This window comes from Stenotrophomonas sp. 80084_Sma (assembly GCF_056481995.1).
Map to the genome: position 1 here is coordinate 630,439 of NZ_CM151177.1, position 19,244 is coordinate 649,682.

General features: G+C 66.7%; 12 protein-coding genes. 9 read left to right on the forward strand and 3 right to left on the reverse strand.

Translation table 11 applies throughout. The features are described 5' to 3' along the window. Positions 1–451: 451 nt before the first annotated feature. From ACZK3W_RS02820 to ACZK3W_RS02855, 8 genes are all read left to right on the forward strand, one after another. Positions 452–991 (forward strand): fimbrial protein, encoded by a 540-nt coding sequence (locus tag ACZK3W_RS02820; RefSeq protein WP_032128057.1) that lies wholly within the window; start codon positions 452–454, stop codon positions 989–991. A gap of 85 nt (positions 992–1,076) precedes the next feature. Next, entirely contained in the window at positions 1,077–1,805 is a 729-nt protein-coding gene (locus ACZK3W_RS02825) for a fimbrial biogenesis chaperone (RefSeq protein WP_032128056.1), read from the forward strand. Between the two features lie 92 nt (positions 1,806–1,897). After that, entirely contained in the window at positions 1,898–4,462 is a 2,565-nt protein-coding gene (locus ACZK3W_RS02830; protein ID WP_050509790.1) for a fimbria/pilus outer membrane usher protein, read from the forward strand. After that, positions 4,453–5,487 carry a fimbrial protein gene (locus ACZK3W_RS02835; RefSeq protein ID WP_478057668.1) on the forward strand — a complete coding sequence of 345 codons (1,035 nt, stop codon included), beginning with the start codon at positions 4,453–4,455 and terminating at the stop codon, positions 5,485–5,487. Before ACZK3W_RS02830 ends, ACZK3W_RS02835 begins: the two co-directional genes overlap by 10 nt. A 266-nt stretch (positions 5,488–5,753) precedes the next feature. Then, positions 5,754–6,938 (forward strand): non-hydrolyzing UDP-N-acetylglucosamine 2-epimerase, encoded by a 1,185-nt coding sequence (wecB, locus tag ACZK3W_RS02840; RefSeq protein WP_478450420.1) that lies wholly within the window; start codon positions 5,754–5,756, stop codon positions 6,936–6,938. Next, the gene (locus ACZK3W_RS02845) at positions 6,935–9,136 is read left to right on the forward strand and encodes a hypothetical protein (protein ID WP_478450421.1); all 2,202 of its coding nucleotides are present in this window, start codon (positions 6,935–6,937) and stop codon (positions 9,134–9,136) included. Before wecB ends, ACZK3W_RS02845 begins: the two co-directional genes overlap by 4 nt. A 6-nt stretch (positions 9,137–9,142) precedes the next feature. After that, a complete protein-coding gene (locus ACZK3W_RS02850) occupies positions 9,143–11,290 on the forward strand; it encodes a glycosyl transferase family protein (protein ID WP_478450422.1) in 2,148 nt (715 codons plus the stop codon). Then, positions 11,287–14,121: an NfrA family protein gene (locus tag ACZK3W_RS02855; RefSeq protein WP_478450423.1), complete on the forward strand. Its 2,835-nt coding sequence runs from the start codon at positions 11,287–11,289 to the stop codon at positions 14,119–14,121. The genes ACZK3W_RS02850 and ACZK3W_RS02855 overlap by 4 nt, the downstream gene beginning before the upstream one ends. Here the strand turns inward: ACZK3W_RS02855 and ACZK3W_RS02860 are convergent. The 3 genes from ACZK3W_RS02860 to ettA form a co-directional block, all read right to left on the reverse strand. After that, positions 14,115–15,119, reverse strand: a complete 1,005-nt coding sequence (locus ACZK3W_RS02860; RefSeq protein ID WP_478450424.1) for a DUF4434 domain-containing protein — start codon at positions 15,117–15,119, stop codon at positions 14,115–14,117. The two genes, ACZK3W_RS02855 and ACZK3W_RS02860, sit on opposite strands and share 7 nt — an antisense overlap. A gap of 82 nt (positions 15,120–15,201) precedes the next feature. Next, complete coding sequence (locus ACZK3W_RS02865; RefSeq protein WP_005408048.1) at positions 15,202–16,518, reverse strand: NCS2 family permease; 1,317 nt, start codon at positions 16,516–16,518, stop codon at positions 15,202–15,204. A gap of 164 nt (positions 16,519–16,682) precedes the next feature. Next, a complete protein-coding gene (gene ettA / locus ACZK3W_RS02870) occupies positions 16,683–18,347 on the reverse strand; it encodes an energy-dependent translational throttle protein EttA (RefSeq protein ID WP_005412220.1) in 1,665 nt (554 codons plus the stop codon). Between the two features lie 253 nt (positions 18,348–18,600). Between ettA and ACZK3W_RS02875 the strand changes: the two genes are divergently transcribed. Beyond that, complete coding sequence (locus tag ACZK3W_RS02875; RefSeq protein WP_049424990.1) at positions 18,601–19,074, forward strand: RcnB family protein; 474 nt, start codon at positions 18,601–18,603, stop codon at positions 19,072–19,074. Positions 19,075–19,244 lie beyond the last annotated feature (170 nt).

The window sequence follows — 19,244 nt, forward strand, 5'->3', positions numbered from 1 at the left end:
CTCTGGTTCGGTGTGTCCTAGTTAGCGACAGGTTCGATCCGTCTTTAATAGGACAAATCCGAATCTGCTAGGGCCATCACCAAGAAAGAGTGATGCGCATCAAATAAGGCGATTTCCACCTGAAAAAAGCCTGTTTTCGCGCATGCCGAACGCGCCACGGGAAGCGTCATGCAGGGTCGTTTGTGACCTGATCGCCTTGCCGTCAAATCCTCCACGCCCGCCGGGCTCTCATTCCGCCTACCACGTCACATTTGAGGCGTCAATGAATTGGCGTTCAGAAAAATAATGAGACTTTCATCACAGTTGTGCCTATACTTGCGTCACGGATTCAGGGGAAGGTATGTCCGAGTCCGGCCACAGGTGAGACGCAAGGATGGGTCTTGATAGCCCGGCAGTGCTCCTTGCTTCCTCCTCTACTTCTCATCTCTTCAGTAGGGTTAGGTAAAAGCGAATGCACAAGATCAATATCATCGCCGCTCTGATGCTGGCCGCCGCTCCGCTGGCCGCCAACGCCGCCGACGGCACCATCACCTTCAACGGCAAGGTGACCGACAAGACCTGCACCATCTCGACCCCGGGCGGCAAGGACTTCTCCGTCAACCTGCCGACCGTGTCCAAGAACACCCTGGCCGCCGCCGGTAACGTTGCCGGTCGCACCCCGTTCGCCATCAACCTGACCAAGTGCAGCGCCGGCAACGTCGCGACCTACTTCGAGCCGGGTTCGACCGTTGACTTCAACACCGGCCGCCTGCTGAACCAGGCTTCGGCCAACGCTGCCACCAACGTGCAGCTGCAGCTGCTGGGCTCGAACAACCAGGTCCTGCCGATCAAGGCTGCAGGCGCTGGCCAGGCCCAGACCAACTCGCAGTGGGTCACCGTCGGCACCGACGGCTCGGCCGATCTGAACTACTACGCTGAGTACTACGCCACTGCCGCCGCCACCCCGGGCGACGTCACCAGCAGCGTCAAGTACACGATCATCTACAACTGATCGTAGTCGTACCCGCACTGGCCGGCGTACGCGCCGGCCAGTGCATCGCGGCCCCTGGCCACATACCTCGAGCGTAGTACTTCCGATGAAAGCATTCTTTCCCCGGGCGCTGCTGCTGGCAGCGTTCACGCTGCCCTTCTGCCAGAACGCTCTGGCCGGCGTGGTGGTCAATGGCACGCGAGTGATCTATCCGGCGCAGGCGCGCGAAGTCACCGTGCAGGTCGACAACGTGGGCGATTCGCCGGCGCTGGTGCAGGCCTGGATCGACAGCGGCGACGCCAACCAGACTGCCGATACCAGCGATGCCCCGTTCGTGCTGACGCCGCCGATCGCGCGCGTCGAACCGGGCCGCAGCCAGGCGCTGCGACTGATCTTCTCCGGCGCGCAGCTGCCGACCGACCGCGAGTCGGTGTTCTGGCTCAACGTGCTGGATGTTCCGCCGTCCCCGGACAACGCCGACAGCGGCGAACAGAATTACCTGCAGGTCGCGTTCCGTTCGCGCCTGAAGCTTTTCTACCGGCCGCAGGGCCTGAAGGGCGTCGCCAACGACGCGCCCGCAGCGCTGCGCTGGACCCGCACGGGCGACCGTCTGCGGGTGGAAAACCCGAGCCCCTTCCACGTCACTCTGGCCGAAGTACATGCCGTGACCGGCAGCAGTGAAAAGGCCGTCGAGGACAAGGGCGCGATGGTCGCGCCGAAGCAGAGCCTGGAGTTCGCCGCACCGGCGGGCACCGACCAGGTCCGCTTCATCACCATCAACGACTACGGCGGCCGGGTGGAACACACCATCCGCCTCGGCAGCACCGGGGGCTGAACGCGCCGCGCCGGCCTTGGGCCTGCGCATCCCGCCACCGCCGCTGTGCGGCGAATTGAAGGAATGTCAGTGTGATCGGAAACAGATTGACATTGTCGATCCATCAGGCGCTTTGCCTGTTGGTTGCTGGCGTGGCCTGCCCAGGATGGGCGCTGGCTGCCCCGGCCAATCTCGGCGAACAGGCGCTGATGGCGCAGAGTGGTGCGGCCAATGCGCGTGCACCGGAATCGGCCCAGTTCAACTCCAGCTTCCTGTCTGGCCAGGCCAAGCAGGTCGATCTGGCGGCCTTCAGCAACGGCAACCCGATGGTGGCCGGCAACTACCGTGTCGACGTCTACGTCAACGGTGCCTGGCAGGGCCGTCGCGATCTGCAGTTCAAGGCCGATGCGCAGGGCCGTGTCGACGCCTGCCTGCCGCTGCCGATGCTGGAAGAAATGGGCGTGGACAGCGAAGCCGTGCTGCTGCAGCAGGATCCGTCCGTGCCGACCGACAAGACCAGCTGCGTGCCGGTCCAGCAGCGCATGGCCAATGCCTATGGTGTCTATGACAGCGGCAACCTGCGCTACGACCTGAGCATCCCGCAGGTGTTCCTGCGTCGTGAGGCACGCGGCTACGTCAACCCGGCGCTGTGGGACCGCGGCATCAATGCCGGCTTCGTCGGCTACAGCTTCAATGCCATCGACAGCGACAGCCGTGTCGAAGGTGGCCAGCGCAACCGCAGTGCCTACCTCGGCCTCAACGCCGGCATGAACCTGGGTGGCTGGCAGTTCCGCCACGATTCGAACCTGACCTGGTCCGAGGGCGATGGCCGCCATTGGCAGAGCATCGCCACCTATGCGCAGCGCGGCATCCCGCAGGTGCGCGGCATGCTCACCATCGGTGAGGCCTACACCACCGGTGAACTGTTCGACTCGATCGGTTACCGCGGTGCCAGCCTGGCCAGCGACGACCGCATGCTGCCCGATTCGCTGCGCGGTTACGCGCCGGTCGTGCGCGGCATCGCCGAGACCAACGCACGCATCGAAGTGCGCCAGAACGAGCAGCTGATCTACTCCTCCACCGTGTCGCCGGGCAGCTTCGTCATCGACGACCTGTACCCGACCGGCTACGGCGGCGACCTGGAAGTGAGTGTGATCGAGGCCGATGGCCGCCGCCGCGAATTCAAGGTTCCGTTCGGTTCGGTGCCGCAGATGCTGCGCGAAGGCGTGTCGCGTTACTCGCTGACCGCCGGCCAGGTGCGCAACAAGCTGCTGGCCGATGAGCCGTGGCTGGTGCAGGGCACCTACCAGCGCGGTATCGGCAACCAGCTGACGCTGTACGGCGGCAGTGCACTGAGCGACGGCTACCTGTCGCTGCTGTACGGCGTCGGCCTGTCCACGCCGGTTGGCGCGTTCGCCGCCGACGTCACCCACGCACGTACGACGTTCGACCACTACGGCAACCACACCGGTGCCAGCGTGCGCTTGAGCTACAGCAACATGATCGGCGAGACCGGGACCAACCTGACCCTGGCCGCCTACCGCTATTCGACCGAAGGCTTCTACAGCCTGCAGGATGCGCTGTACGGCCGTGATTCGGACAAGCGCGGCATCGATCCGACCACCCGTGGCCGTCAGCGCAGCCAGTTCCAGGTAACGCTGAACCAGCCGCTGGGCCGTCGCGGCGGCGCGCTGTACGTGACCGGCTCGGTGCGTGACTTCTACGACCGCCCCGGCACCTCCAAGCAGTATCAGGTGGGCTACAACAACGCCTGGCGTTCGGTGAACTACGGCTTCTCGGCGCTGCGCACCGAAGAGGGCGTGCTCGGCCGTTCCGATACCCAGTACCTGCTGTCGATGAGCGTGCCGCTGGGTCGTGGTTCGCACCCGGTGTCGTTCAGCGCCGACCTCGGCGTGCGCGAGCGCGGTGGCTACGACAACAGCCGCGTTGGCATCACCGGTTCGACCGGCATCGACAACAACTTCAGCTACGGTGTGGCGCTGTCCGACTCCCGCGAAGGTGGCACCACCGCGGTGGGCAGTGCGGAATACCGCAGCCGCTACAGCGCGTTGAACGCGACCTACAGCCACTCGCGCGATTTCCGCCAGGCGTCGGTCGGTGCCAACGGCAGCGTGGTCGTGCATCCGGGCGGCTTCACCTTCACCCCGCAGCGTGGCGACACCATGGTGCTGGTGGAAGCGCCGGGCGCGCGCGATGCGATCGTCAGCAACGCCCCGGGCCTGCGCGTCGACGGCCGTGGCTATGCGGTGGTCCCGTACGTGTCGCCGTACCGCCTCAATACCGTCACCCTCGATCCGCAGGGCATGGCCCACGACGTCGAGCTGGAAAGCACCAGCCAGTCGATCGCGCCGTTCGCCGGTGCCATCAGCTACCTGCGCTTCGATACCCGCAAGGGCAACGCGCTGCTGATCCAGGTGCGCAACCCCGATGGCCGCACCATGCCGTTCGGTGCGCAGGTCAAGGACGAGCAGGGCCAGCCGGTGGGCATGGTCAGCCAGGGCGGCCGCCTGTACGTGCGCAGTGACAGGAACCAGGGCAGCCTGCTGGTGGAGTGGGGCGCCGGCGCCGACCAGCGCTGCACCGTCGATTACCAGGTTCCGGCAGGCGCCGATGCGTCCAAGACCGGCTTCATCCCGCTGGAGGCAGCATGCCGATGATTTCTTCCCGTGGCCGCAAGGCGCTGGCCGCGATGGCCATGCTCGGTGGCGTGTTGCTTGCGCAGCAGGCCAGCGCCGCGTGCCGTATCAGCTCAAGCTGGTTCACCGCACAGGACGTCACCATGGACATGGGCCAGATCGTGATTCTGCCCAGCACGCCGGTCGGCGGCGTGATCAAGGAGATTAGTGAGTCGATCACTCAGCGAGATCGGGTTGCCAGCTGTGACTGGAGCGGTGGTCGTTCGATCGGTGAATACGTCAACGCGGCGCAGAAGCGCCCGGTGCCCGGTTTTGCGAATACCTATGAAACCGATGTCCCCGGTGTCGGCATCAAACTGTTCCGTGATTCGGGATCGATCCAGGTCTACTACCCCCATCAGCTGAGCTTCGGCGGTGGTAGCAGTGTTACGTTGATCGGGGGTCGCTTCCGCATCCAGTTGATCAAGACTGCCGCACAGACCGGCTCGGGCGTGATCGCACCGAATGGTCGCTTCACCACGTATTACTTTGATGGTGACGGTGCCAGCAAGCCAGTGCTGACCTCGACCTTCAGGGGCTCGGGCACCACCGTGGTCAGCCCGACCTGTGAAGTGCAGGCCGGCAGCCGCAACATTGCTGTCGATTTCGGCAGCGTGCCCAACACCACGTTCACCGGTGTCGGTTCCAAGGCTGTCGATCGCGATTTCGAGATCCGCCTGAACTGCCAGGGCAGCAACGTTGCTGCCTACCAGAGCAAGATCGGTATCCGCCTGGATGCCGACCAGGACAGCTCGAACATGCCGGGCGTGCTGAAGCTCAGCGCGGCCACCAACAGTGCCACCCGCATCGGCATCCAGATGGTCCAGCGTGATGGCAGCACCGAGCGCGAAGTGCGTTTCGGCCAGACCGTCAACGTCGGTACCACCACGCCCGGCACCAGCACGATGACCTTGCCGCTGCGTGCGCGTTACGTGCAGACCCAGGCCGGCACGGTGGGTGCAGGTGTCGCAAACGGCCAGGCCACCTTCACCATCCAGTACGAGTAAGGCGGCCGCAGGCCGCGCCACTGCTGCGTTCCACCGCAACGTCGCCCGTTCCACGGGCGGCGTTGACTGCGTCTTGATCTTCCAACGATGAAGATCAATGCCACGACGCGCGTACCATCATTCGAATGTGATGTACGTCGCGATTTTGGAGTCTCCTCATGAGGTGACCGTCTCCTGCCTGCGGGTATTGGACGGGAACGCCGAAAGGATCCAGACGTGGCTACAGCTCCTGGCATTTCCCCGCACCGGCTGTACGGAGCGCTGCGGTGAAGGTCCTGTCGGTGTTCGGCACGCGACCGGAAGCGATCAAGATGGGGCCGCTGGTAAGGGCCTTGGCGGAGGCTGCGGACATCGAATCGGTGGTCTGCATCACCGGCCAGCACCGGGCGATGCTTGACCAGGTGATGTCGCTGTTCGCGATCACCGCCGACCATGACCTCGATGTCATGGTGCCCAACCAGACGCTCAATGGCCTGTGTTCCAAGCTGTTCGAACGGCTTGACGCGCTCTACACGCAGGTTCGCCCGGACCGGGTACTGGTGCACGGCGATACCACCACGGCGATGACCGCCGCACTGGCCGCGTTCCACCACCGCATTCCGATCGGTCACGTCGAGGCCGGCCTGCGCACCGGCGACATCAACCGGCCGTGGCCGGAGGAAATGAACCGGCGGGTGATCGATGTGGTCGGCCACCAGCTGTACGCGCCCACGCCCAGCTCGCGCGCCAACCTGGCCGGTGAACACCTGGGCGGGCAGATCCTGGTCACCGGCAATACCGTCATCGATGCCCTGCAGCAGACCGTAGAGCGGCTGGATGCCGACCCGGCGCTGCGTGCGCGGGCTGACGAACCCTTCCACATGCTTGACCCCGATCGTCGCCTGCTGCTGGTCACCGGCCATCGCCGCGAGAGTTTCGGCCAGGGCTTCGAGGACATCTGCCGTGCGCTGGCCGAGCTGGCGCGGCGGCCGGACCTGCAGGTGCTGTACCCGGTGCACCTCAACCCGAACGTGCAGGGCCCGGTCAACGCCCACCTCGGCCATCTCGACAACGTGCACCTGGTGCCGCCGCAGGACTACCTGCGCTTCGTGCGCCTGATGCAACGCGCCGACGTCATCCTCACCGACTCCGGTGGCGTGCAGGAAGAGGCGCCGGCGCTGGCCAAGCCCGTGCTGGTCATGCGCGACGTCACCGAACGCCCTGAGGCGGTCGAGGCCGGTGTGGTGACGCTGGTCGGCACCACGCCCTCGCGCATTGTCGAAGCGGTCAATGCGGCACTGGCACAACCACCGCACCGGACCCACTTCGATCCCGATGCCAGCCCCTACGGCGATGGCCGTGCCAACGCGCGCATCGTCGCCGCCCTGCGTGGCACGCCCCTTCCCGAATTCTCGCCTGGCCTCCGCAGCGGCGGTGCCGCCCACTCCCATCCACGCGAAGTGATGCCATGACCCAGACCGGCCGCTCTCCCCTGTTTGCATCCGTCGCCGCGTTCGTCCTGTCGGGCGTGGTTGCCAGTGCCCATGCCGCCGACAGCGTCGCCGGCCAGTTCGCCGAATGGAGCGGCGACAGCACGGTCAGCCGGCAGATGACCCTGCGCGAACTCGGTTTCCGTCAACCGCTGGTGCTCAGCGGGCAGGAGAGCCAGCGCGAGGTCTACCTGCCGGTGCCGGCCGGCGTCGCTACCCGCGATGCACAGCTGCAGCTGGACGGGCACTACGTGCGCGGCCACGCCGGGCGCACTTCCGGCCTGTGGTCGGTCGATGGCGATCCGATCGCCGCGCGCTCGATCACCGACGCGCAGGGCGACGCCAGCCAGCTGCTGGCCATTGATGGCGAACCTCGCCAGAACGGCTTCGTGCGGGTCGGCGTCGGCTGGTGGTCGATCGTCTCCGACTACCAATGTGCCGACCAGAGCGCGCCGGCCAACGTGTTGCGGCTGTCGCCGGACTCGCGTTTCAGCTACCGCTTCGATGGCCGGGCCGTGGACACCGTGGCCAAGGCCTGGGGCGCGCTGCCACCGCAGGTGCGCCTGCTGGTGGACGGCAAGGCGCTGCAGGCGCCGGCCTACGATGCCGCCTGGCGCGTCGGTACCGCGTTGCAGGGCGGTGGCAAGCAGGTGCAGGTGGTGGCGCTACCCAAGGTCGGTGACAGTGTCGACCTGACCGGCATCAGCATCCCGGCCAGCCTGCAGGGCGTGCCGGCCTACGCTGCGCTGGCGACGGGCGAGCGTGCGCATGTGATCAAGGATCTGGCTGAAGTTGGCGCGCTGCTGTCGCTGCGTGACAGCGGGCCCTTGGCCGCTGACGTGATGATCGGCAGTGATGCGCTGCGGGCCGGCGTACGCGCGGCACTGGACGCGCTGGCCGTACAGGTTGCGGCTACGGGTGCCGATGCGGGCGCTGCCTTCGCCGCGTGGCGCGGTACCGATATGGGCGGCCTGGAAAAGCCCACGGCCAACGCATCGGTCAGCGTGGTCGCCGTTGCTGGCCGTCCGACGCTGGTGGTCGGCCCGGCGGCGGCGGGCAAGGTCGCCGGGTTGTTCGCCGAACAGTGGCGCAGCTATGCGCTGGGCCGCAGCCTACAGGTCAGCGCGGCGGGAACACCGAAGCTGGACGGAGACCAGGTGCTGCTGAGCCGGCTCGGCAACATCGCCGGTACGATGGATGTGGTCACCCGCGCGGACCGCAGTGCCACCTTCGACCTCGGCGTGCTGTCGACCGATGGGCGCCTGCCCGAGGAAGTGGTGATCGATGTCTCGGCGGCGCCCAACGCCGCCGGGCAGGGCGCGGTGGCCACGATCCATTTCAACGATTACCTGCTGGGCGGCAAGGTGCTGTCGGCCAATGGCCAGCCGCAACGGCTGGTGGCCAAGGTGCCGGCCTACGCGCTGTCGGCGCGCAACGAGATCCGCGTCAGCTTCCTGCGCCAGCCGGCACGACCTTATTGCCACGATCCCGCCACCGCCTATCCGGTCTCGATCCTGCCCAGCAGCCACCTGACCCTGGCCAAGCGGTCGCTGGGCAGTGATTTCGTCGGCGCCAGCAGTCAGCTGTCGCGCGGCAACCAGGTGTTCGTGCCGGCCACGTGGCTGCAGGATGCACCGGCATCGCTGCGCAAGGTGATTGCGGTGGCCAGTGCAGTGGGTGCCTCGCCGGAGGCGTCGGAACTGAAGGTGGTCGATGCCGGTGCGGCGGTCAGCCCGGGCGCACCGTGGCTGGCGTTCGGTGTGGCGCCATCGGGTGTCGATGTGGCCGGCCTGAAGGACGGTCATCTGCTGATCGGCGGGAAGCCGCAGCCGCTGCTGGATGTCAGCGGGTTGGATCGTGCCGCGGTGGTGCAGGTCGGCACCTCCGGCGGCCAGCTCGGCGTGCTGTACAGCGACCTGGGCGCACAGGCACCGTCATTCGGCGCACCGTTCCGGCTGCTGCGCGGTGATCTCGCCGTGCTCGACGGCAGTGATGCCGTGCGCGAATTCGACCGCCAGGATCCCTATGGCACGCGTATCGCGCAGGACGGCAATCCGCAATCGAAGTGGGAACAGCACATGGTCTGGCTGCTGCTGCTGGTCGGCGTGATCGTGTTCGCGCTGCTGGCCGCCCGCGTTACCCAGGTGCGTCGCCGCAAGTCCGCCAACACAGGGCACTGATCCACCGTGGACGGTCTGTTCTGGAACATCCAGCTGGCCAACTACTACGCTGCCCTGGAAACCACGGCGGCGGCGGTGGCCGTGCTGATCCTGATCTCCAGCCTCGATGACCTGTTCATCGATGTCTGGTACTGGGTGCGCGAGAGCTGGCGGGCGCTCACCATCAAGCGTCGCGAGGCGTACCGGCCACTGAGCCAGGAAGACCTGCTGCAGCGGCCGCAACAGCCGCTGGCAATCATGGTGCCGGCGTGGATGGAGTACGACGTCATCGCGCAGATGGTGGAGAACATGATCAACGTGCTCGACTACCGCGAGTACGTCGTGTTCGTGGGCACCTATCCCAATGATCAGCAGACCATCGACGAAGTCGAGCGCATGCGCCGCCGCTACAAGCGCCTGCGCCGCGTGGAAGTGCCGCATGACGGGCCGACCAGCAAGGCCGACTGCCTGAACTGGCTGATCCTGGCCATCTTCGATTACGAGAAACGCCACGACATCGAGTTCGCCGGGGTGATCCTGCACGACAGCGAGGACGTGCTGCACCCGATGGAACTGCGCTTCTACAACTACCTGCTGCCGCGCAAGGACATGATCCAGTTGCCGGTCACCTCGCTGGACCGCGAGTGGTACGAACTGGTGGCCGGCGTCTACATGGACGAGTTCGCCGAATGGCATGCCAAGGATCTGGTGGTGCGTGAAAGTGTTTCCGGCATGGTGCCGTCGGCGGGCGTCGGCACCTGCTTCTCGCGGCGCGCGCTGCTGGCACTGAGCGCGCAGACCGACAACCAGCCCTTCAACACCGACAGCCTCACCGAGGACTACGACGTCGGTGCGCGGCTGGCGGCGATGGGGATGCAGTCGATCTTCGCGCGCTTCCCGGTGCAGTTCCGCGTGCGTCGCCCGTCCTGGTTCGGCTGGGGCCCTGTACGCGAGCGCACCCAGCAGATGGCGCTGTGCGTGCGCGAGTACTTCCCCGACAACTTCCGCGCATCGTACCGGCAGAAGGCACGCTGGGTGCTGGGCATCGGGCTGCAGAGCTGGGAGTCGCTGGGCTGGCGCGGCTCGCTGGCCACCAAGTACCTGCTGGCGCGCGACCGCAAGGGCATCATCACCTCGTTCGTCAGCATCATCGCCTACGTCATCTTCCTGCAGCTGCTGCTGTTCTGGCTGTTGAAGATGACCGGGCTGTGGACGATGCAGTTTCCCAGCGTGTTCCAGGCCGGTACCTGGCAGATGAACGTGGCGCTGCTGACCACGGCGGCGCTGGCCACCCGCGTCGTGCAGCGCTTCTACTTCGTCAACCGGCTGTATGGCTGGGAGCATGCGCTGATGTCGATCCCGCGCATGGTGGTCGGAAACATGATCAATTTCATGGCCACCGCACGCGCGTGGAAGGTGTTCCTGGCCTACCTGCTGTTCGGCAAGCGCATGGTCTGGGACAAGACCATGCACGACTTCCCGGATGCGGCGCAGCTGGTGCAGACCCGCAAGCAGCTCGGTGAGCTGTTGAGCACCTGGCAGGCGGTGGAACCCGAACGCCTGCAGCAGGCGCTGGATCAGCAGCAGGCAGGCCGCCAGCAGCCGTTGGGCCGCATCCTGCTCACCCAGGGCTGGCTGGATGATGAAACGCTGGCTGAGGCGATCGCCTTCCAGGGCGACCTGCCACGCGCGGTCATCGACGTGGACTACCTGCGCGCCTGCCAGTTCCCGGTCAGTGCCGATGCCTGCGTGCAATGGCGGATGCTGCCGCTGCCGCCGCGTCAGGAAGGTACCCTGCGGCTGGCCGTGGCCAGCCCATTGCCCGAAGAGGCGTTGGCACTGCTGAAGCAGGAAACCCGCAGCGAGCACATTGAACAGAGCATTGCCCGTGAAAGCGAGATCAACGCGGGCCTGCGCCTGATCGGTGGCGACCGGCAGTGGCACCTGGACAACGTGCCATTGCTGGGCGACCTGCTGGTGGAGATGCGCCTGATCGACCACGCGCGCTTCGAGATCGCACTGGACGACTACATGCCGCAGCGCGACGGCCGTATCGGCGATTACCTGGTGAAGCAGGGCATCACCACCGAGGAGGCCGTGGCCCAGGCCATGCAGGAACAGCGCCGGCGTGCGGCCACGCTGCAGTCGCCGCCTCCAGGAGCCTTGCCGGCATGAAGACCACGCTGCTGTCCACCGTCATTGCTGTCGCGCTGGCTACAGCCACCGCACCGGTACTGGCACAGGCCGATGCGCCGCTGCCATTGTCCGGTGCGGCCTACCGCATCGCCGAGCAGGCGTTTGCCGCCTATGAACGTGGCGATTACCCCGCGGCCTACCAGCAGTCCAGTGAAGCGATCCGGCTGCGCCCGGATGTGGTGCGGCTGCGCCTGCTGCAGATCTATGCGCTGCAGAAGCTCGGTCGTGGCGCAGAAGCGCAGCAGCAGGCGCGCCGTGCGCTGGACGCGGGGATGAAGGATCCGGCCTTGCCGGCGCTGGCGGCTGCCACCGCTGCACGTAGCGCGGCAACCGGAGGCGAAGGTGCGCGCACGACATCCCCATCGCGTCCGGTCGGCAGCGCCGCAGACCGCAGCAGGCAGCAGGCCTACGCGCTGGCCACCGAGGCGTACGCGGCCTATGACGCCGGGCGGATGGGAGAGGCGGCCAGCAAGGCCGAGCAGGCGTTCCGGAAGCAGCCGAAACAGGGCGCATGGGCCCTGCTATGGGTGGCAGCACTGGAGGCACAGCAACAGCCCGAACAGGCCGACGCCGCCATCGGCACCGCGCTGCAGCTGGGTGCACCGAATGCCGAGGCGCTGCGCACGCGGCGCGTGGCACTGGGTCGCCAACGCGCCCTGCTGCAGGCCCAGCAGGCCTATCAATCGCTGTCCGCAGGCGAGGATGCCGCCGCCATTGAGCAGGCACACGCTGCCGTGGAACTGGCCCCCGACGTGGCTTCATACCGGCTGCTGCTGATCACCGCGCAGCTGCAGGGCGATCAGCTGGCCGACGCTGAGCACAGTGCTGATCAGGCATTGCAGGTAGATGCCAACGACCTCAATGCACGGGTCATGCGCGGTTACCTGCGCCAGCGCCAGGGCAGCACGTTACGGGCCAATGAAGATTTCGACGCCGCGCTTGCCACGCCGGGATCAACCGCGCAGCAGCGCAACGTGCGACTGCTGGCGGTAGATGCGGCACTGGCCGCAGGTGATCGGGTACGTGCTGCTGCACTGCTGGCACCGTTGCAGGCGGCGGTACCGCCAGCTGAAGGCGATGCACGGACACGGCAGCTTCTGCAGCAGGGCATCGAGCAACGCAGCCGGGCGATCCGCTCCAGTCGCGAGCTTCCGCGTATGAGCGCGCAGACCTACCCGGCACCGTTCCAGCACTGCCAGTCGGGCGACACAGGCAATGTCTGCGAGTTGATGCCGGCCGACCTGCAGGGCGACGGCGGTGCCGCACAGCGTGCCTATGCTGCCTACGCGCGCCAGGATTACACCGATGCCATCGGTGAGGCACGGCAGGCCGTGCAACTCGCACCGGACGACGCGAACCTGCAAGCCCTGCTGACCACCACGCTGGCAGCGGGCAACCGCGCACAGCAGGACGAAGCACGGCAGCGCCTGGATGCGGCACTGGCACAGCGTCCTGACGATGCGGAGGCGCTGATGCAGCGCGGCTACCTCAACCAGAAGGCGCACGAACCTGCGCAGGCACTGGCCGACTTCCGTGCCGCCGAGGCCACCGGCAAGGCACCGAAAAGCGTGGTGCTCGACCAGGCCTACGCCAGCGCAGCCAACGGCGATCATCCGCAGGCGGTGTCACTGCTGCGTAGCGCCATCGACCGCGCCGACGTCGGTGAGCTGCCGCTGGATGAGCATCAGCGCTACAACGTGCGCAATGCCATCGCCAACTATTCACGCGAGTGGGGCGTGGTCGCCTCGGCGGGTTTCCGGGGTGCGCGCCAGGCCGCGACCAATGTCGGCGGCGCAGCGATCAGCACGCCGGGTGATTCGGTGTTCAGTACGCTGGAGGCGTTCTGGCGGCCACCAGCGTTCAATGACCAGCATGGCACGCTGGAGCTCTACGCACGCCTGCTCAACACGCTGTACGACGAGGGTGGCACCTACGAGTCGATCCGTGCGGTGGATCCGTGCACCGGCGAATCAACGCCGGATGCGCGTGCACGCGCCGAGCGCCTCAGTCATTCGCGCTCGACCACCGGCTGGCCGTCCACCATCGCCTCGTTCGGCCTGCGCTACGCCTTTGGCCAGACCGGTTTGAGCGCCGGCATCGAGCGCCGCCAGTTCCTCGGCAGTGCCACCCGCCAGGGCGAGGTCTACCCCGCATCGGCAGTGGTGCAGTGCCGCCTGCAGCTGGCCCTGAACCGGCCACTGGAAGCCAGCACGCTGGCCCGCTACCGCTTGGCCAGCGGTTCGGGTGGATGGATGTCCTACCTGACCTACGGCTATTACCACGGCACCGATCTGCGCACCGATGTGAACCAGTGGTGGATGGTCAGTGGCTATGCGCAGGGGGGATATACCTGGGACGACAACGGTGCCACCTTCACCCTCGACGCGCTCGACGCCAACGGCACGCCGGTGCGGCGGATCGGCGACGCCAACGGGCGCCTGCATCGCGAACAGTGGTTCGCTGCCGGTGAACTGCGCGCCGGGCGCAGCTTCCGTTTCGGTGCCGGGCAGACGCACTGGGTGGTCACACCCTATGTCGTGGTTGGCGCCGATTGGCTGGACCAGCGCTCGCGCGTGCGCGACATCCGTTATCCGCCGTTCCCGGCGCAGTCGTTCGCGCTCAACGATACGCAGCGCAGCTGGTCACTTGGTGCAGGGCCAGGCGTGGGCGTGCGCTACTGGTTCCGCGAGGACCACTACAACACGCCGCGTTCCTACCTGGACCTGACCGTGCAGTACCGCATCGCCATCGGCGGTGGTGATACGCAGCGTGCCAAGGGCCTGTTCGCCACCGCCATCCTCTACTACTGAGGCAGGCCCCAGCGTCGCCGCAGCGCTGCGGCCTGCGGTGTGTCCTGGGTCAGCCATGGCTCCAATGCATAGACCAGCACGTGCTGTGCGCCGCTGTCGCGTGCCCATGCCAACTGCCGCTGGATGCGTGCGGCATCGGCCGTTTCGCCCTTGAATCCGCTGCCGTCGGCGGGGCCGCCGGGCAGTTCGCGGAACAGTTCAACGATCGCATCGAAACCGATGCCGTTGGCATGGAGATGATCGAGCAGCGGTTGCAGCTGCTGCACGTTGCCGGCGCCGGCCACCCCCACGCCGTCCTGCACCATGGGCCGCACGGCCGCGTGCGCGAGTACCGCCTGCCACAGCGTGACCAGGTTGCCATTGGTCTGCAGGCGGCTGAAGTAACAGGAGATCGCACAGTCACCGCCGCGTGCGCCGGCGGCCTGCACCAGGCCGTGCAACCACTGCGCCAGCCACAGCTGGCGGGCCGGATCGGCCCAGTGATACTGCTCCAGCTCGTAGGGCAGGTACCAGCCCCCGAAGGCCGGCTGCTGCGCCCAGGGCGCCTGTGCCAACCAGCGGCGTGCCTGCACCAGGCTGTCGGCCAGGAAGGCCTGCAGCGTGGCATCGTCGGCGCCGATGGCCTGCCACCAGCGCTGCTGGAAGGGCAGGCCGACGCGGATGTGGATGTCGTTCCCGCTGGCGGCGGTGAACAGCTGCTGCAGGCTGCTGTCCGGCAGCGACCAGTCGCCGTCGCTGCCACCGACGATGCCGGTCCACTGCAGCACCAGCTGCCGGCAGCCCAGCGTACGTGCAAGCTTCAAGGATCGTTGCCAGTCGGCCAGGTCCCACTGCAGGTGGCTGCGCCACGGCTGCAGGAAGGTGCCATCGACCTGCACCGGCGGCGAGCAGCCGGGCAGGGTAGCGAGCGTACCGGCGAGCGGTGCCAGCACTGCCGCGCGCAGCAACCGGCGGCGCAACGGCGAAGACGGATCAGCGGGAAGGACAGGCGGAACCATGCCTGCATCATCCCAGAGCACCGTGCGCGGCAGGTGAACCACCACCCGGTAGTGCCGGCCGCTGGCCGGCATCGCCTACCGCTTATTCCAACGCGTAGCGCAGGGTGAACAGCACCGCCACCAGCCACACCGCCGGATGCACTTCGCGCCAGCGGCCGGTGCCGGCCTTCAGCGCGGCGTAGGCGATGAAGCCGAACGCCAGGCCATTGGCGATGGAGTAGGTGAACGGCATCGCCAGCGCGCACAGTGCCGCCGGCACCGATTCGGTCAGGTCGCTCCAGTCCACTTCCACCAGTTCGCGCAGCATCAGGCCAGCCACGAACAGCAACGCCGGTGCGGTGGCATAGCTGGGCACCATCGCCGCCAGCGGCGAGAACAGCAGCGCGGCCAGGAACAGTGCCGATACCACCAGTGCGGTCAGGCCGGTACGGCCACCTACCTGCACGCCCGAGGCGCTTTCGGCAAACGCGGTGGTACTGCTGGTACCGAGCATCGAGCCGGCCACGATCGCCGTGCTGTCGGCCAGCAGCGCACGGCCGAAGCGCTTCTGCGCGCCCGGAAGTTTCAGCAGGCCGGCGCGACCGACCACGCCGTACAGGGTGCCGGTGGCATCGAACACTTCCACCAGCACGAATACCAGCACCACCTGCAGCAGCACCGCGATCGGCGCGCCGCCGTCATGGTGCAGCAGGCCCGGCAGGTCCAGCTGCAGGAAGGTCGGCGCCAGGCTCGGCGGCAGCGAGACCAGGCCCTGGTACTGCACGTCGCCCAATGCCCAACCAGCGCCGGTCACGGCCAGGATGCCGATCAGGATCGCGCCACGGATGCGGCGCGCTTCCAGTACCGCGATCAGCAGAAAGCCGGCCAGCGCCAGCAGCGGCGGCGCCGTGTTCAACGGGCCCAGCGCCACCAGCGTGTCTTCATTGCCGACGATCACGCCGGACTTCTGCAGCGCGATGATCGCCAGGAACAGGCCGATGCCGGCCACGATGGCCGAGCGCAGCGATGATGGAATACCCGATACCAGCCATGCGCGTACACCGGTCAGCGACAGCACCAGGAACACCAGGCCGGAGATGAACACCGCTCCCAGTGCCTGCTGCCACGGCAGGCCGGCAGCGCCGACCACAGTGAAGGCGAAGAACGCGTTCAGGCCCATGCCGGGCGCCATGCCGACCGGGAAGTTGGCGGCCAGCGCCATCACCGCCGAACCCAGTGCAGCCGCCAGGCAGGTGGCCACGAACACCGCGCCCGCATCCATGCCGGTGGTGCCGAGGATCTCGGGATTGACGAAGACGATGTAGGACATCGTCAGGAAGGTGGTGACACCGGCCAGCAGCTCGGTGCGCACGGTGGTGCCGTGCTGTTGCAGCTGGAACAGGCGCTCGAACAGGGACATGGGGAAATCTCGCGACAATAATGCGTCACGACCAACGGTCGTGACCTACCCGAATGCAGAACGTGGGTACCGACCGTTGGTCGGTACGCTTCACAGCGTCACCACCAACGGCGGTGACCTACCAAAAGGAGAAAGGCCGCGCGAGCGCGGCCTTTCCTGATGCCTTACTTCAGCGCCTTGAAGCGCAGGCGCTTCGGCGCAGCGTCGTCGCCCATGCGGCGGCGCTTGTCTTCTTCGTACTCGCGGTAGTTGCCCTGGAAGAACTCCACGTGCGAGTCGCCTTCGAACGCCAGGATGTGGGTCGCGATGCGATCCAGGAACCAGCGATCATGCGAGATGACGAAGGTATTGCCCGGGAACTCCAGCAGCGCATCTTCCAGCGCACGCAGGGTTTCGATGTCCAGGTCGTTGGACGGTTCGTCGAGCAGCAGCACGTTGCCACCCTGCAGCAGGGTCTTGGCCATGTGCAGGCGGCCACGCTCACCACCGGACAGCGAACCGACCATCTTCTGCTGGTCCTGGCCCTTGAAGTTGAAGCGGCCGATGTAGGCGCGCGACTGGATCTCGATGCCGTTGATGTTGAGGATGTCCAGGCCGCCAGCGATTTCCTGGAAGACGTTGTGGTTGCCTTCCAGCGCGTCGCGGCTCTGGTCCACGTAGGACAGCTTCACGGTCGGGCCGACCACGATCTCGCCGGTATCCGGCTTTTCCTGGCCGGTGATCATCTTGAACAGGGTCGACTTACCGGCACCGTTCGGGCCGATGATGCCGACGATGGCGCCGGCCGGCACCAGGAAGCTCAGGTTGTCGAACAGCAGGCGGTCGCCGAACTTCTTGGAGACGTTCTTGAACTCCATCACCGCATTGCCCAGGCGCTCGCCCGGCGGGATGAAGATTTCATTGGTCTCGTTGCGCTTCTGGTAATCGACCGACTGCAGCTCTTCCAGGCGGGCCAGACGGGCCTTGCCCTTGGTGCGGCCGCCCTTGGCATTCTGGCGCGACCACTCCAGTTCCTTCTGGATCGCCTTCTGGCGAGCCTTTTCCTGGTTGTCTTCCTGCTTCAGGCGTTCATCCTTCTGGGTCAGCCAGTCGGTGTAGTTGCCCTTCCACGGAATGCCGCGGCCGCGGTCCAGTTCCAGGATCCACTCGGCGGCGTTATCCAGGAAGTAGCGATCGTGGGTGACCGCCACCACGGTGCCGGTGTAGCGCGCCAGGAACTGTTCCAGCCATTCCACCGACTCGGCGTCGAGGTGGTTGGTCGGTTCGTCGAGCAGCAGCATGTCCGGCTTCTGCAGCAGCAGGCGGCACAGTGCTACGCGGCGCTTTTCACCACCGGACAGCTTGCCGACCACGGCATCCCACGGCGGCAGGCGCAGCGCATCGGCGGCCACGTCCAGCTGGTTCTCCAGGGTGTGCGCGTCGCCAGCGGCCAGGATCGCCTCCAGGCGCTCCTGTTCCTTGGCCAGCGCGTCGAAGTCGGCGCCTTCCTCGGCGTAGGCCAGGTACACCGCGTCCAGCGCGGCCTGGGCCTGCAGCACTTCGCCCACGCCTTCCTCGACCGCTTCACGCACGGTCTTGGTCGGGTCCAGTTCCGGTTCCTGCGCCAGGTAGCCGACCTTGATGCCCGGCTGCGGGCGGGCTTCGCCCTCGAAATCGGTGTCCACGCCGGCCATGATCTTCAGCACGGTGGACTTGCCGGCGCCGTTCAGGCCCAGCAGGCCGATCTTCGCGCCCGGGAAGAAGGACAGCGAGATGTCCTTGATGATCTGCCGCTTGGGCGGGACCACCTTGGACACGCGGTTCATGGTGTAGATGTATTGCGAGGACATGCGGTCTCCGTAGGCGCGGCCCTGCGCCCGACCCGTCACGGGAACATCCCGTTGCGGCAGCGGGCACAGACTGAAATGGAATACCGCCAATTATAGCCGGAACCGGTTCCGGGCCGCGCCCGGGCAGGGGCGCCGGGCTGGCCGCGGCCTGAATACCCGGTCACAGTCCTGTAGCGGGAAGCGTTTCCAGCCGGAAACGGTTCAGATCGGGTGCGCAATATGGGCTCACCACCCACCCGAGCAGAGGTCTGACATGCGCATCAATCGAGTAATGGCCGGCGCCGTGGCCTCTGTGCTGGCGCTCGGCGCCGTGGCCCCGGCCTTCGCCGACAACGACCACCGCCGCGACCATGATCGCCGCGAGTGGCGCGAGGACCGCCGCGAGTGGCGCCAGGATCGCCGTGACTGGGAGCGCGACCGCCGCGAGGCCCGGCGCGACTACCGCCAGGATCGCCGCGAGTGGCACCGCGACCATGACCGCTACTACCGCCCGGCACCGCCGCGTGTGGTGTACCGCCCGGCCTATGGCCCGGGCTACGGCTGGAAGGTCGGCCATCGCTACCGCGACTACTACCGTGGCCCGGTCTATGTGGTGAACGACTACCCGCGCTATCACCTGCGTCGCCCGCCGTATGGCCACCACTGGATCCGCGATGACCGCGGCAACATGCTGCTGGTGGCCATCGCCACCGGTGTGATCGCCCAGTACGTGCTCAGCAGCCGCTGAGTCCGCAGCCACCTCCACGCATGGCGTGGATCTACCGGTACGCCGGTACAGCGCACTCGAAACCATACGGGGCCGGATTCCTTCGGGGATGCCGGCCTCGTCCGTTTCGGCCCCGGCAGGCCCGGTGCAGGGCTACAATCGGGGGCTGAGTCGTACCCCTTTTCCCTGCC